A 15,653-nucleotide genomic window follows, 5' to 3' on the forward strand; every position below is an offset into this window, starting at 1 on the left:
ACTAAATATGACAATATGAAATATTTTCTAGTTGCAGGAGAAGCCTCAGGAGATTTGCATGGTTCGAATCTTATGGCTGCATTGAAAGAGCAAGACCCTGATGCTGAATTTTGTTTTTTTGGTGGCGATCTGATGCAGGCACAGGGTGACAGACTCATAAAACACTATCGGGAGATGGCCTTTATGGGTGTAATACCCGTTTTGCTAAATCTGAGGACTATACTCCGCAATATGAAAATATGTCAGGAGGAAATTGTTAAATTTCAACCCGATGTGCTTATTCTGATTGATTATCCGGGTTTCAATCTGAAAATAGCCAAATATATAAAGACTCATACTAAAATACCTGTTTATTATTATATTTCACCTAAAGTGTGGGCATGGAAAGAATATAGGGTGAAGTCCTTTAAGAAGTATGTCGATGAAATGTTCTCAATTTTACCATTCGAGGTAGAGTTTTTTAAAAAGCATAATTACGATATTAACTACGTCGGTAATCCTACAGTAGACGCTGTCGCTCACTTCAATGCAGAAAATGAGTCGGATACATATGAGCGGTTTATAGCAGATAATATGTTGCCAAGTAAGCCTGTTATAGCCTTGTTGGCAGGAAGCCGAAAGCAGGAAATAAAAGATAATTTGCCCTCTATGTTAGAAGCGATTAAAGGCTTTTCCGAATATCAGGCCGTTATAGCAGGAGCACCGGGTATCGATCCTGATTATTATAAAGAATACATAGGAGATAAGCATTGTAAAATTGTATTTGATCAGACTTATCGCCTGCTAAGCCATTCTACCATGGCACTTGTTACATCCGGCACAGCTACTCTTGAAACAGCTCTATTTCGCGTGCCACAGGTTGTTTGCTATAAGACCCCGATTCCACCTGTTGTATATTGGGTATTTAAGAACTTATTGCATACTAAATATATTTCGCTTGTAAATTTAATTGCTGACAAAACTGTTGTACAAGAACTATTCGCTAAGTTTTTTTCTGTCGAAGCTATTCGTAACGAAGCCGATAAAATTCTCCATAATGAAGAATATCGCAATAATATGTTAGCTGGTTACGGTGATGTAATTAGTTTAACAGGTAAACCCGGTGCTTCGCAACACGCAGCGCAGTTGATGATTAGCAAGTTAAGATATTAAATTCTTTTATTTTTCATTTCGTGTTTTGTTTTATTAAAATTTATTTACATTTGTCATCGAAATAACCGTTTAATTAACCTTTTGATTTAAATATTAACTCTCGTTTTCTTTTTTTTGCAAAAGAATAATATCTATTTATTGTAATTTATACTATGTCTTACAGATCGAAGAATACCACTGGCTTCTGATGCATTGCAATAATTTAACCTTAATTTTCTGTATAAAATCTACTATGAAATGATATCTCTATTTTCAATAAAAATTATCTTTATCACCCTTATATTTAACAATATATATTTGGGCAGTAACGCTTATTTATTAGAGAGAGAGAGAGAGAGAGAGAGAGAGAGAGAGAGAGAGCACACACACAACATTCGCGCGCGCAATTTAGCATATACTTATTTTACACTATTACAAAGTTTCGTAAAAAGTACAAATTTACGAACAAATTATATAAGGGATATACATACTCCGGTTTTCGGGTCTGTATATCCCTTCTTTGCTATGCCTATTATTAGGATTTATCCATATATTTTTTAAACTAATCACTAACCTTAATTTGAGAAAATGAAAAAAAGTAAGTACTACATGTGTGAAGGTAGGTCTTCTAAGCGGAGTATTCTTCTGTTCTTAGCAACAGGATTACTCTGTTTTCTACCGGTTTTTCTCTTTGCACAGACAGAGAGAATAGTAACAGGGACAGTTACTGACACCTCTAACGAACCTCTTGTTGGTGTTACAATTAGTGTAAAGGGTTCGACAGTCGGAGCCCATACCGATAATGATGGGAATTTTTCTATAAATGCAGATGCAGGGGCTACATTAGTGGCGTCGTATGTTGGATTTTTAAGACAAGAAATTTCTGTTGGTAATAGAAGTAAGATCAACATTACCTTAGAAGAGGATAACCAATTATTAAGAGAGGTTGTGGTAATTGGCTACGGAACGATGGAGAAACGGGCTGTAACGAGTTCTATTTCGTCTATAAGTGGTAAAGATCTAGTCTTGGGAATGGGGGGAGCTACAGTTGGAACAGCGCTTCAAGGTCGGATTGCCGGATTGACCATATCGGGTAATTCGAGTCCTAACGCTACTAACGATTTCCAATTACGGGGAGTTGCTTCTGTTAATTCCAGCAAAGGGCCGTTAGTTGTTATCGACGGAATTCCCGGGGGAGACATCCGTTCCCTTAATCAGGAAGATATCGAGTCTATCGATGTTCTGAAAGATGCATCTGCCGGAGCTATTTATGGAACACGTGCTGCTGGTGGTGTAATCCTTATTACAACAAAGCAAGCAAATGATGGTCCTATCAAACTCACCTATACAGGAGAATTTTCGACAGAAACAGTGAGAGCCAGGCCTCAGGTGTTATCTGCGAGCGAATTTGTAGAGCATGGATTAAGTCAGGACAATTTTGGTCATGATACCGACTGGTATGACGAGTTACTCCGTGATAATCCGTTTTCGCAAAGACATCTGATCAATTTATCCGGTGGAAGCAAAGCTGCCCGTATCTATACAACTTTTATGATGCAAGATCAAAAAGGTATAGTTATTGGTGATGGACGAAAGGATTATTCGGGAAGAATGAACGTTAATTTCAGTCTGCTGGATGGAAAATTAGAGATAAAAACGCATGCCGAATACCATGAGGCTGACAGAGATCAGCGTGCAAATGGAGGTCTTTTTAACATGGCTCTGAAGTTGAATCCGACTCAGGCAGCTTATGATGCAAGCAATCCAACAGGCTACAATGTCTGGACAGGCGGTTGGGAGTATTTTAATCCTGTTGCCGATGTGAATCTAAGAGAGAATAGAGGGAAAGATAAATGGTTGTTGGCAGATGCTACAGTTAAAGTAAATATAAACACTGATTTGTATGCACAAGCTACTATTGGATACCAAGGCAAACAATGGCAAAATTATCAATTTGTATCGGCTAATCATAAATCTTCTTTAGATAATACACGTAGGGGCGAAGCTTTTCACGAATTTAGTAAGACTGACGATATCATATTCGAATCTATTCTTAGCTATAATAAAGCATTTGGTAATAATGTGATAAGCGCTGTGGGGGGTTATAGCTTTTTCGAAACAAACGGCGAAAAATTCAATATGAGAAACTTCGATTTTCCGGTTGATGGGCTAGGTCCCTGGGATATTGGCAAAGGAACATACCTGAGTGAAGGTAGAGCTACAATGAGCTCTAATAAGAGTGCAAGAGAGCGTTTAATTGCATTCTTAGGTCGGGTTAACTATAGCTTTAAAGACAGGTATATGGCTACAGCCAGTCTTCGTCACGAAGGTTCTTCTAAATTCGGTAAGAATAATAAATGGGGTAATTTTTATTCTCTATCAGGTGGATGGCGTTTTTCTGAAGAATCATTCTTGAAAGATATCGAAGTAATAAACGATTTGAAATTCAGGGTTGGATATGGTGTCACCGGAAATAATGGTTTTGAAGCAGGAAAATCGACCAAAATGTATGCTTCGGATGATAATTGGTGGATGACAAATAACGTTTGGAATTATGCCTATGGTTCTAAACATAATGTGAATTATGATTTGCACTGGGAGGAAAAGAAAGAGCTGAATTTTGGTCTGGACTACTCTCTGTTGGATAATCGCCTTTTTGGTAAACTCGATATTTATAACCGTAAGGTAGAAGGTATGATTTATGATGTTTTCGTACCGGTACCTCCGTCAGTTCACGATAGAACCACGATGAATGCCGGTAATTTAGAAAATAGTGGATGGGAGTTCGAAATAGGAGCTATACCTTTCAAAACAAAAGATTTTGAATATACTACCACCATGCGTTTTTCTCATAATGAATCTAAAATTACATCATTATGGGGAAGTAATACATACGAAGATCGTCTGGGATTTCCGGGTCCTGGTAGTCCGGGTACTGCAATTCGTTTGCAGGCAGGAAAAAATATCGGAGAATATTATATCTGGCGATATGCGGGTATAGATGATAACGGTAATTGGCTATTGTATGACAAAAATAATAACGTAATCCCTGCCGCCGATAAAAAAAATGAAGATAAAGCGTTTGTCGGTAATGCTATGCCTAAACTCATTATCGCATGGGATCATACCATCAATTATAAAAATTGGGATTTTTCGATTTTCCTACGCAGTTGGATAGATTACGATGTATTCAATACGATTAATATGTATTACGGATTGTCGAATGTCGAAGGACAAAATGTACTTAAAGATGCTTATTCGAAGTATGCACATATTAAAGGCGAAAAAGAGCTTTGTGATTTTTGGCTCGAAGATGGAACATTTCTCAAAATCGATGCGATAAATATTGGTTATAACCTTAATCTGAAAAAATACCATAAATATCTGGACAAAGCCAGATTATATCTGACGGTACGTGACGTGGCAACATTTACAAACTATTCGGGATTGAATCCGGAAGTAAACATCAATGGGCTGGAACCGGGTTTCGAATGGTTCAATAATTTTAAAGATGGTGTGACCGGTATTTATCCACAGACCCGTCGTTTTACTTTAGGTGTTCAACTAACTTTCTAATCATAGTTATCATGAAAAAAAATAAATTTAAATATATAAAAGCTCTCTGTCTCGGTAGCCTTTTGTTTATTATATCGGGCTGTACGGATTTAGATGAAAAATGGTATAGTGAGGCTACTCCCGATAAGTATTTTACATCTAAACAGAGTGTGTTAACCGTATTATATCGTCCGTTTACACATTTCCGTTGGTTTGTGGAGAACGATAGATGGAGATTGCAGGAGCTTACCGCTGATGGTTTTGCTATTACCACTAAGGGGCCTCACTGGTACAACGGTGGAATATATCAACGTTTTATTCATCATGCATGGACACCTAATGATGGTGAAATATGGGAAACATGGAGAGGCGGTACAATGGGTATAGCTTTAGCTATGGAGACTAAAGAAGATTTAAACACATTTGTTGATTATGAAGCTTTAGGTTTTACTCAGGCAGAGAAAGATGCTCATCAGATGCAGCTTCAAACATTGATTGCTTATTTGTATATGAGAACCTTAGATTATTTTGGAGGCATGCCTATATTTACCTCTACTACACAAGAAAATGTTCCTCGTAGCACAGATAAGGAGACTTTTGCTCATATAGAAACGTTGCTGAAAGAAGCAATTCCTCAGCTTGAGAAGAAAACCGAAATAGGTAAGCCGGAGGATGGTTCTATAAAACAAGCGGCGGCAGTGATGATGCTGGCACAGTTGTATTTTAATGCAGAAGCTTATATTGGAGAAAGCCGATTTGCCGAATGCGCCAAATTATCTCAAGAACTAATAGATGGAGTGTATGGAGCTTATGACCTCGATCCTACCTGGCATGGACCTCATGGCTTTGATAATGACAAATCTCCTGAAATGATATGGTGTACTCCTTCTCAGAATGCTAAATTAACCTTCAACTGGTTCTGGTCTGCATTTTACCACTACGAATCTTATAAATATTTTGATATAGAAGGAGGAGCCGATAATGGTACGCATTTGCAACCATCTCGTAAACCAACAGGCGAAATTTATACTGAATATAAATTAGGTAAGCCGTATGAGAAGTTTAATGATAAAGACTTACGTAAACAACCTTATTTATATTTGGGAAACAAACAGTATAAAGGTATGTTCCTTGTAGGTACACAAACAAATCCTGTGACAGGAGTATCGTCTCGTGGAACACAAGAGTACAAAGATCAGATAATAACATTCGTAGATCAGGTTGCTCAGTTCCGAAAAGTAGGGACAGATTACCCCAACGTAGCCAGTTTGCCCTCTAATATTGCTTCGGGTGAAGAGAATACAGGTATTCGTTTAGTAAAAGTTCCTCAACCGAATCTTGCGGAAAAAACAATTCGCTGGAATCCGGATAATCCGTTGGCTCGTTTAGCGGAAGTATACTATATGTTAGCCGAATGTAAAATGAGGGCTGGCGACAAGGCCGGTGCAGCCACTTTGATAAATAAAGTCAGGGCACGTAACTTTGAAAATAGAATAGACCCTGATCCGGTAACTTCAGCCAATCTTGATGAATACAGAATATTGGATGAATGGATGGTCGAATTTTTAGGAGAAGGCCGTCGTCGTACCGATTTGATTCGTTGGAATAAATTTCTAACTGAAAAATGGTGGGATCATGAAGCGTCGAATGACAAAAATCTGAATCGTTTCCCTGTTCCGGCTAGGGCCTTATCGGGTAGTAATCTATTGGAGCAAAATCCGGGTTATTGATAAATAGCAAAATACCATTGTTTGCATTTCGTTTTTATTGAGAGACAACTGTGTGAAAAGAGCAAAAGATAAATTTATCTTTTGCTCTTTCTTATTATATATTCATTAATGATGTTGCTACTTGCTGTGAATCAATTTTTCTTGCACCTGACTGAGATCAAGAAATTGTGAGTGAGGCCACTGCGATACCCCGCAGTATTGGAATAGTAAAGATGCCTATACCAACTCGAAGTAGCATAACGGATGCTGCTAGACCACCAAAAGCCAGATATGCCAAACTGACCCGCTGCATTGTGGTTAATGTTACCCGAAAGAAGGCCGTTAAAACCACCCTGTGCTGCGGTTTTGGATGTGCCACTTGTGGCAGTACCACTAGTAGGTGCAATGGATTTCATAGCAGTACCATGTGTTGTGCCACGCCATGTAGTAGGTGTATAGTCTATTATACCGGCGCTGCCGATAGTCGGCGTAGTGCTAAACATCGAAGTATTCATAATAATCGCATTCTCCAGATTAGTCCACTCACGGTCGCTGGGCAAATGCCAACCGGATGGGCAAACACCTTGAACTTGTGTGCCTTCGTCCAAACCTCCTTCACTAACAACAGGATCCGCTGCTTGCTTGCCATTAGTGGCTGCTAACCAGGTGTAAAGCAAGCCTAATGTGCCTTTATTGTTGGAATCTTTATTAGGATAGCCCCAGGCGACAAGGTCGAAAGAGTCATTAGGATTATAATCTTCAGTCAGGTTCAAAGCTAAATCGCCGTTGTCGCGAACAGGGTCTATAACTGTCGCACGTAAATTATCATTCGTCCAAATCCCGTCCTCAAAATAATTGCCTGTTTCCTCTTTAGTGAAAGTAGGACCATAGACAGGAGTACTGCTGCACGAATAATTTTCTTGTACCTCATAAGTCTTCGTGCGGTTAGCCAAGCCAACATAAAAGCGCGTATAATTGTAGGTTTGTGGTGTATCGCCTGCACGGCTGTCGGTAAAGGAGCCGATATAGCCCAATGAGTATTGACTCCTATTCTTATCTGCAGGCCAGTTCGTAGCGGAATTCGGATCAAGAAAGGTAAAGCTATGCAACACATCTGACACGAGAGTCCGACGATCGGCCGAAGTAGGGTAAGCGGGTAAAGGTTCCCATTTATTTCCTGTCCATATATGTAGCCCGGGGCATATACGATTGACTGTCTCCTGAGTATTTACATTATAAACCAGTAAACCAACATGGGTTGTTTTTAGTGTAGCATAATCAGTTTCACTACCTGTGAGCATCGGATAAAGATTCGATAAATCGGTAAGTAATACGCGAGGCATAGATATACCTCTGCTAGACATACCATCAGGACTTTCTTTCAGATCGAGTAGAGCGCCCGGCAAAGGGGCTTCGTTCCTACCGATTGTTACTTGGGCATACATATGCCATGATAGGCAAAGCATTGTTGTCAGGGAATAAAATAGTTTTGTCTTCTTTTTCATGTCGTTTTGTAAGTATTTTATAATGAGCAAAATATAGTTATAGTAAGGTAGTGTCGCTACGTAAATGTTAAGCCAATTAAGGAAGTAATGGCTTTGGGTATTGTTATAAAAAGGCTATTAACTACCGGTTTTTGACAAGTAGCATAAGAATTAAAGGTATGCTTAGTTTGATATGTTCGTATCAAAAGATGAGAATGTATTTGAAAAGTTTGCTTTACAGATCCTTAACTTCGGTAAATGTAAATATATATATTTGATTTACCTATAGCTAAGTGTAAAAAAAAGTAGTAGTTGAATCTATAAAATTCAGCTACTACTTTTTTATCCGGTTATTTCAAAAAGTCAGATATCTTATCAAATGTTATTCGGAATTGTTCGTCCACTTCATCGGCTATTCTCGGTAATGCAGGGAATGGATCTTCATGCGTGTATTTATAGGGGAAATCTAGTATGTCAACTTTGATCGGAATATTACGACATACGCCTTGAAGTGTATTGATAACCTCATAAGGAGGTACTACTTCGTCTTTAGCTAGAGTAATGGCATAAAACTGATCGCTCATCCTCATATACGTTTCTTCTCTGTATTCGGTCAATGTTCTGTAATTCAGCATACATCTGAAGTTAATGCCTTCGGGCTGAGCGTTCAGATAATAGCGTAGTACTTCGTCACGTTTCATATGGCTCTCAAGATGTTCTACCACAAAAGAATAAAGACTGACATTGGCCTCACTGTCTAATATGAATTTCGATACAGGAGATAGCCTGTTGAACACCGCTCCACCACAGAATGTAGCGTATTTCGATTTGGAAAAATATCCATTCTTGTTGCTCATCATTAGTATTTCGCCAAGGAACGTTCCTATTGAGTAAGAGCAAAAATCAATTGTCGCATCAGCACTGATAGCGGGATGTTTACCTGCTTTGAAATGCTCTACAAAATCAATAACATCGTAATAGCTTTGCAATCCCGACCAGATAAAACGTTGTGGTTTGTTGTGCAATCGGGTACTGATAGCCACATTAGAAAGGCTCGAACAAATAATATCGGGGTGGCGTTCTTTGCGTTTTTGGCTGACATGATACATTTCACGCGAGTCGCTCCAGATAGCAGGAGCCCGATTCATGTGAAAGGCGATGGGGAATAGTATAATTGTTTTGCCTGTTTTATTGGCTATGTATTTTGCCCATGGAAGGTATTTAGACCAGTACTTTTCGTTAAAACCATGAAACATGAAAATAACCTTGTTCGTTTTCACTTCATGTTTAGGCATAATCATGTGATAGCGAAACTTAATGTTCTCCAGTATTTCGGTATCTTTTTTATTCAATATCTCTTGAATAATATCCGGCTCGTAATCTTCCGGTACGCTAGGTATATATTCGTAGTCATCATTATTACCCGAACCACCTGGAAGTAAAAATCTGTAATTCGATTCGAACGTGAAATTTCGGATAACGGTCTGATTATCTATTTCAATCTCGTTGTCCGTATAATTCTCAATTTTCTTTAAATGATTAAAAAGATCTATGTATTTCATTGTTCTGGTTGTTTAAGAAATATAAACTATTTTAATGTTATACTTATTTCATCGTTAATAACTGATGTCCTACACGGCAAAAGAGACATTTGCGAAGCTCACAGTATTCTCTTTTAAGTTGAATAATAGCTTGCGAATCGGCAGCGTTTTTCAATGGAACTTTCAATTTCGAAAAACGTTTGGTTATGCTATTAAGTTCAGGCTTTATCGTCTCCAGAAAAAGCAATGCGCGCTCGCAATGCTCCTCGCTATTAATTGCTTTTCCGTAAGCGAATAGGATAGGAGCTACGGTATTAATAAGAATAATATCGAGCGATGCGTCACCCAGATATTTAGATTTACGCTCCGAAGTTACCCCAAACTGATAATGTGTTTGCCAATACTCGGATGCATTAACATGAAACATTAACCTTATGCGCCCTATATCCTGACAAGAAATTATTTTTGAAAACAAACCGTGTGAACTGTGCAATAATGCCGCCAATTGAGCTATCCGTATTTGCGGAAAAGCGGTCGGTCGTGTTCTTAATTTCTTGAAGATGTATAAATCTAACGGTTCTAATTCATATTTATTTCTTAAGAATTCATATTCTTTTTGCAGTAGTACGAAATAATCGTCTTTCTTCTCTATGTCGTCGAACATGCCCGCTTGACCAAACAAGAGAGCTTCTATTTGTATCAGATTATCGCCTTGTTTTTGTATGTATTTTAAGGGCAGACTTTGAGCTAGTCGTTCGAATGAATCGGAATTAAGACCAAATCCGAAGTTACGCGAAAGTAGTATGTAAAATACATCATCCCACGAATTGTTGAACTGTTTTAATAAATCGGATATATGATTAGATTTTCGTTCCAGCCGTTCGATAAGTAGCGAATTCATCCACGAATTCATATGAAATGGTGGGGTTGAACCTATATAGTTGCAGCAAGCAATATCAGTATTGGAATGTATAAGGAAAGAGTAATTCTCGTCGATATGTTTTGGATATGTAATTTCGCATTGAGGAACTTCTTGCTGTAACTCATTATAAACAGCACAATCCACTTTTTCTACAATGTGAAGTATGACCGAATTGTAGCTTTTATTCGTTTGATGTTTGTGCTTTGTCCAATCGGAAGAAGAACGATGTATCTCTATATTGCCAGCCCATAGTTTATCGCCTATTTTTATTTTTGCATTGAAAAAGTCGGGGCCTTCATTTGTGTTTGATAAGCCGACATCAATTACCTCAATGGGTGTTCCCGTCGTTGTTTTGAGATCTTTTTGAAAGAGTCTGAATTTCCAGACGTAATGTAGTATATCTTCCATAATATGATTGTGTAACTTTATTGCTCTATCAAAGATAATAAATATTTAGAGACCTGTAATCCCCATTTTTTTCATAAGAAAGCAGGCATTCATATTCTGTGCTACACCTTCGCGAATTTTATAAGTAAACGATAGATGCTCATTTTTTATGTCGGCTTCGAATCTGTAATTTTTGACTGCATCGGGATATTCCTTTTCCAGATTACCTAATATTAAATCGTGAGTCGCTATTATTCCGTTTCCTGATAGTGATACCAATTGCTTCATCAGAGCAATAGATCCCTTTTGTTTATCTTCCGAATTTGTTCCTTTCAATATTTCGTCGAGGATGATAAATAGTTGTTCACCACTTTGCAGACGGTCTATTATCATCTTGAGACGTTTCAATTCGGCAAAAAAGTACGATTCATTATCTGCCAGCGAATCGGATGTGCGCAGATTTGTTACAAGTCTGAATGGATAAAATTTTAGCGAGGTTGCATACACCGGTGCTCCTATGCAAGCCAATGTATGGTTGAGTCCTACGGTACGCAGATAAGTACTCTTTCCTGCCATATTTGCGCCTGTAACAACAAGGAAGAATGGATGAGTGCCTATCTGTACGTCGTTTCGAACACAGATTTCCCGATTGATCATCGGATGCCCCAAGTCTTTAGCCTCGAACATAAATCTATCGGCTACTTCAGGATAAGTATAATCAGGATGGTTGTATGCAAACATAGCAAGTGAGACAAGACTATCGAATTGTGCAATGGCGTCGAACCATTCAGTTATATCATTTTCGTGTTGCGATATCCATTTTTCTATTTTGATGTCGTATTTTATACACCACATCATGGCCGGATTGAGGAGCGATATTCCGGGGAAAGTGAATGATTGATATAAGTTGTTACTGTAACTTCTTAGTTGAGATATTGCAGATGATGCTGTTTCATTCTTTTTTGTTTGCTGTTGTATAGCTTTAAGTAACTCGCTGTTGAACGATTCGGTCTCAATAATTTGGAATAACTCGGAATATGTTTGTAAGCTATCTAGTTTTTTCTCAAGACTTTCAATTTTACTTTTAAGATATTTCAAAGGAGCAGCGCCGATAGAAATTAAGATACCCCAATAGATAAGAAATATTATAGTTTGCATAATTTCCAGCCCATATAGTGCGATCCCAATAATAGCAAGGCTCGGCATTACGTATGGCATGAATCGCCAGAGAGTTTGGGAGAACGACTTCGCTTCTGCAAACTGTGTCGAAAAGTTTTTAACGTCCAGATCATCAGTTTCACTCATTTGTCCGATCGCTCTGAAATGAGCAATTAACTGAGGCTTGCTGCATAGCTCTTTTATCGCCTCTTGTCGAGCTGTAATATCTTTTTTCTTTTCGGATGGAAATAGAATTGTAGTAGCTAATTTGTCTTTGCCACATGAAGTTACAGTTCTGTTAATGGATTGGAAAATAGAATGATTGCCAAATATATCCAGATCGAGGCTGTAACTGTGGCTTGCATCGCTTTTTTCGGCAGCACCATCGAAAGCGGAAAAATCATAATCGATCCCTTTTAATTCGTTTTCGGCATTTTCGATTAGTAGTTCACTATATCTCTTTTGAATAAATAATTTATTATGATACTTCAATAACAGTAAGAATATGATGAATGATAATCCTATTGTTGTTAATACTACAGATGTGTTGCTCCATAGCACATAGCAGATCGCAATACAAGCTAAAACAATAACAAGCCTGATTGTGCCTACTTGAAATATTGTTGTTTTCTTTTGGGCTAACTTTACTCTTTCCGCTACAATTAATGTACTATATGATTCTTTTACTTGCTCTAAGGTCATAATTATATATAATAATTTAAAATAGTTCATGAAGCACATCCAACGATTTCAGTTGAGGGAAATCTTGTAGATGCAATCGGTAATATTCCAGTATTTTGTTGATAACAATAATCCTGTCTTGACGGGAGAATATAAATTTATGCATATTCTCATACGATATACGATCCAGACGAGCTAATGCCCGGCTATCGTATCTGTTCAGAAAATGATTGTGCAAAGGTTGATGTGTAACAAACTCTCCATTCATCATATCGAAAATGCTATTTACAGTGTAGTCGTGCAAGTTAGGGTAAAAGCCTAAAAAGCGACTTAACTTTAGCATAAATACAAGGTGAAAATTGGCGATGCTTTTGTCAGTCATTTCAAGTATCTGAACCGATTGGTCGAGAAAATTGAATAACAATTGGCTGTCATTGGCATCCTTTAGTACACGGGTTAGAAATTCTGAGAGAAAGAAAGTCATCGATGTTTTTGCCATGTTACCCGATATGTCGTATAGGTGTAAAGTAGAGCGAGCCTCTCCGATACGGTGTATATCGCGCGAAGCCTGATGATCTACTTCCAGTTCGAGTATAGCGAGCGGGGAGAAGAGGGATTTGGATACTTTTGTATTCCTGCTTTTAGCCTTCGATACCATATACGTAACCCGTCCAAACATTTCGGTAAATATTTGGACGAGCATATACTTGTCGTTATAATTAATGGTACTGAGGACTACTCCTCTCGTTTTATGTAGCACAAATAATCAATTTTATGAAAGGCAAAAATACGAATACTAAAATAAATCTTATCCTTTATTCTGGAATAATTAATTAACTTCGTAATTCAAAAACAAATAAGAAAATATGGAGACCAGTATTAAAAACATTTTATTCGATTTTGGCGGAGTAATAGTTAGTTTGAACAAGAATAATGCGTTAAACCGATTTCGCGAAATTGGTTTCTCTAATATAGATGAGTATATAAACGAGTTTCGTCAAAAAGGTATTTTTCTCGAATACGAAGAAGGAAAAATCAATGCAGAGGAATTCTATAAAGAATTTCGTAGGTTAGCGGGTAAAGAAGATATATCGAACGAGGACATCGATTCGGCGTGGTTAGCTTTTTTGGTTGGTATACCCGAATATAAATTTCAATTGCTGAAAGATCTTCGCAAAAAATATAATGTTTACCTGCTAAGTAATACCAATCCGTCTGTAATGAGTTGGGCTCAATCGAAAGACTTCTCTCCCGAAGGATTACCTATTCAGGATTTTTTCGACAAATGTTATTTATCATTTGAAATTGGTTGTGCAAAGCCGGATAAAGAAATCTATGAATTTATAATAAAAGATTCAGGCATGAACCCTGCCGAAACATTATTCTTCGATGATGGAGCAGCAAATATCGAAGTGGCTAAGAAACTAGGGTTTGAGACCTACCTAACCAATCAGGACGAAGACTTGAGAAAAGTATTCGAACGCAGAGAACTACTTTAAGATAGTATTGCAGTGCAATTAATAGACAAAGATCATATAATAGAACATAAGCCATTGGTCGCTACTATTGGCTTCTTTGACGGTGTGCATATTGGACACCGATTTCTTATCGAACAAGTTAAACAGGAAGCTATTGAGCGTTCGTTACCATCAGCTGTAATAACCTTTCCTGTTCATCCACGTAAGGTTATGCAGGCCGATTATCAACCTGCGTTACTTTGTGGTTATAAGGAGAAGCTAGAACGGTTGGAGACTACCAGTGTCGACTATTGTGTGGCACTCGAATTCTCGAATGAGATTTCCCGAATGCCCGCCCGCCAGTTTATGCTTGAAGTATTAAAGAATAAATTGAATATAGATACCTTATTGATTGGTTATGACCACCGTTTTGGGCATAATCGTACAGACGGGTTCGAAGACTATAAGCGTTATGGCAATGAGATTGGGATACATGTTGTTCAGGCACAAGAGTTGCCGGGAGAACATGTCAGTTCATCCCGTATTCGCCATTTGCTGGCAGAGGGTGATGTTGAAAAAGCAACACAATTGTTATCTTATAATTATACAATTTCGGGGAAGATAGTCGAAGGTTTCAAAGTCGGGCGTACTATCGGGTTTCCTACAGCGAATATTCAAGTGTGGGAAAAATATAAGGTTATTCCTGCTTTTGGTGTATATGCAGTTTATGCTCACGTAGAGGGCAAGCGATACGATGCTATGTTATATATAGGGCAGAGACCTACCTTACAGAACGGACAGGATATAAGCGTAGAAGTAAATTTATTCGACTTCGATGGCGATTTGTATAATAAAGAGTTGACAGCCGAATTTCTTGAATTTGTGCGCCCTGATGAAAAGTTCTCGGGTATAGATTCTTTGAAAAAACAAATTGCAAAAGACAAGGATACAGTTATCAATATATTGAAAATCATTGGAAAAAGCCATTGAGAGAGTCCTGTTTACCCCATAATGTGCAAAAAAGTGTATATAAATGAAAAAATAATCAGTTAAAAAACTTATTTACTGATTTTTATTTTTACATTTGCTCCTGCATAAGAGTTTTATATTAATAGTGTAGTTTATATTTTTCTTTTCAAGTCAGTTCTTGCTAAGTTTTTTATACAATTCAATTAATCTATTCTTACTGCAAAGAGTATTTTATTATAATTTTTATTTTTTTTACAAATGAACATTTTTATTGCAGGGTTGAGCTATAGCATCAACGACAACGACTTAAGAGATCTATTTAGCGAATACGGAGAAATTTCTTCTGCAAAAGTTATCATGGACAAACAAACTAGCCGTTCAAAAGGTTATGGTTTTGTTGAAATCGAAGATAACGCAGCTGGACAAAAAGCTATCGATGAATTAAATGGAGCTGAGTATGACGGAAGAACTATTTCTGTATCTGAGGCACGTCCTCGCACAGAAGGTGACCGTCCACGTAGAAACTTCGACAACAACAGAGGTGGAAACGGTGGTGGCTTCAGAAGACGTGAATATTAATCCGTTTTTTGATAAGATAAAAGATGAGGCGTGCAGTATTGCACGCCTCATTTGTTTTATACCTTTTCCTGTTTTTTCTG

11 protein-coding genes are annotated in these 15,653 nt (G+C 37.8%); 6 read left to right on the forward strand and 5 right to left on the reverse strand.

Annotated features, from left to right (window positions below; all coding sequences use genetic code 11):
• Positions 1-15 precede the first annotated feature (15 nt).
• The 3 genes from lpxB (at position 16) to G7Y57_RS05960 (ending at position 6,416) form a co-directional block, all read left to right on the forward strand.
• Complete coding sequence (lpxB, locus tag G7Y57_RS05950) at positions 16-1,152, forward strand: lipid-A-disaccharide synthase (RefSeq protein WP_165021291.1); 1,137 nt, start codon at positions 16-18, stop codon at positions 1,150-1,152.
• A 567-nt stretch (positions 1,153-1,719) separates the two neighbouring features.
• Complete coding sequence (locus G7Y57_RS05955; protein ID WP_165021292.1) at positions 1,720-4,707, forward strand: SusC/RagA family TonB-linked outer membrane protein; 2,988 nt, start codon at positions 1,720-1,722, stop codon at positions 4,705-4,707.
• A gap of 11 nt (positions 4,708-4,718) precedes the next feature.
• The gene (locus G7Y57_RS05960) at positions 4,719-6,416 is read left to right on the forward strand and encodes a RagB/SusD family nutrient uptake outer membrane protein (protein WP_165021293.1); all 1,698 of its coding nucleotides are present in this window, start codon (positions 4,719-4,721) and stop codon (positions 6,414-6,416) included.
• A 131-nt stretch (positions 6,417-6,547) separates the two neighbouring features.
• Here the strand turns inward: G7Y57_RS05960 and G7Y57_RS05965 are convergent, their stop codons facing one another.
• The 5 genes from G7Y57_RS05965 to recO all read right to left on the reverse strand — a co-directional run bounded on the left by G7Y57_RS05965 (position 6,548) and on the right by recO (position 13,328).
• Complete coding sequence (locus G7Y57_RS05965) at positions 6,548-7,900, reverse strand: FISUMP domain-containing protein (RefSeq protein WP_165021294.1); 1,353 nt, start codon at positions 7,898-7,900, stop codon at positions 6,548-6,550.
• Between the two features lie 329 nt (positions 7,901-8,229).
• The gene (locus tag G7Y57_RS05970; protein ID WP_165021295.1) at positions 8,230-9,441 is read right to left on the reverse strand and encodes a DUF6051 family protein; all 1,212 of its coding nucleotides are present in this window, start codon (positions 9,439-9,441) and stop codon (positions 8,230-8,232) included.
• Between the two features lie 43 nt (positions 9,442-9,484).
• On the reverse strand, positions 9,485-10,750 hold the full coding sequence (locus tag G7Y57_RS05975; protein WP_165021296.1) for a DUF2851 family protein: 1,266 nt from the start codon (positions 10,748-10,750) through the stop codon (positions 9,485-9,487).
• A gap of 45 nt (positions 10,751-10,795) precedes the next feature.
• The gene (locus tag G7Y57_RS05980; protein ID WP_165021297.1) at positions 10,796-12,589 is read right to left on the reverse strand and encodes a MutS-related protein; all 1,794 of its coding nucleotides are present in this window, start codon (positions 12,587-12,589) and stop codon (positions 10,796-10,798) included.
• A 16-nt stretch (positions 12,590-12,605) separates the two neighbouring features.
• A complete protein-coding gene (gene recO / locus G7Y57_RS05985) occupies positions 12,606-13,328 on the reverse strand; it encodes a DNA repair protein RecO (RefSeq protein WP_165021298.1) in 723 nt (240 codons plus the stop codon).
• A gap of 106 nt (positions 13,329-13,434) precedes the next feature.
• On the opposite strand from recO, the gene G7Y57_RS05990 reads away from it, so the two are divergent.
• The 3 genes from G7Y57_RS05990 (at position 13,435) to G7Y57_RS06000 (ending at position 15,573) form a co-directional block, all read left to right on the forward strand.
• Positions 13,435-14,067 carry an HAD family hydrolase gene (locus tag G7Y57_RS05990; RefSeq protein WP_165021299.1) on the forward strand — a complete coding sequence of 211 codons (633 nt, stop codon included), beginning with the start codon at positions 13,435-13,437 and terminating at the stop codon, positions 14,065-14,067.
• 12 nt (positions 14,068-14,079) lie between these two features.
• Complete coding sequence (ribF, locus tag G7Y57_RS05995; protein ID WP_165021300.1) at positions 14,080-15,015, forward strand: riboflavin biosynthesis protein RibF; 936 nt, start codon at positions 14,080-14,082, stop codon at positions 15,013-15,015.
• 237 nt (positions 15,016-15,252) lie between these two features.
• On the forward strand, positions 15,253-15,573 hold the full coding sequence (locus G7Y57_RS06000) for an RNA recognition motif domain-containing protein (protein WP_165021301.1): 321 nt from the start codon (positions 15,253-15,255) through the stop codon (positions 15,571-15,573).
• Positions 15,574-15,653 lie beyond the last annotated feature (80 nt).

Origin of the sequence: Dysgonomonas sp. ZJ279 (assembly GCF_011039205.1) — a bacterium.
GTDB lineage: Bacteria > Bacteroidota > Bacteroidia > Bacteroidales > Dysgonomonadaceae > Dysgonomonas.

What these genes read in the sequence shown, in the direction of transcription:
- lpxB (WP_165021291.1), top strand. Translation starts at nt 16, where the DNA reads ATGAAATATTTTCTAGTTGCAGGAGAAGCCTCAGGAGATTTGCATGGT.
- G7Y57_RS05955 (WP_165021292.1), top strand. Translation starts at nt 1,720, where the DNA reads ATGAAAAAAAGTAAGTACTACATGTGTGAAGGTAGGTCTTCTAAGCGG.
- G7Y57_RS05960 (WP_165021293.1), top strand. Translation starts at nt 4,719, where the DNA reads ATGAAAAAAAATAAATTTAAATATATAAAAGCTCTCTGTCTCGGTAGC.
- G7Y57_RS05965 (WP_165021294.1), bottom strand. Translation starts at nt 7,900, where the DNA reads ATGAAAAAGAAGACAAAACTATTTTATTCCCTGACAACAATGCTTTGC.
- G7Y57_RS05970 (WP_165021295.1), bottom strand. Translation starts at nt 9,441, where the DNA reads ATGAAATACATAGATCTTTTTAATCATTTAAAGAAAATTGAGAATTAT.
- G7Y57_RS05975 (WP_165021296.1), bottom strand. Translation starts at nt 10,750, where the DNA reads ATGGAAGATATACTACATTACGTCTGGAAATTCAGACTCTTTCAAAAA.
- G7Y57_RS05980 (WP_165021297.1), bottom strand. Translation starts at nt 12,589, where the DNA reads ATGACCTTAGAGCAAGTAAAAGAATCATATAGTACATTAATTGTAGCG.
- G7Y57_RS05990 (WP_165021299.1), top strand. Translation starts at nt 13,435, where the DNA reads ATGGAGACCAGTATTAAAAACATTTTATTCGATTTTGGCGGAGTAATA.
- G7Y57_RS06000 (WP_165021301.1), top strand. Translation starts at nt 15,253, where the DNA reads ATGAACATTTTTATTGCAGGGTTGAGCTATAGCATCAACGACAACGAC.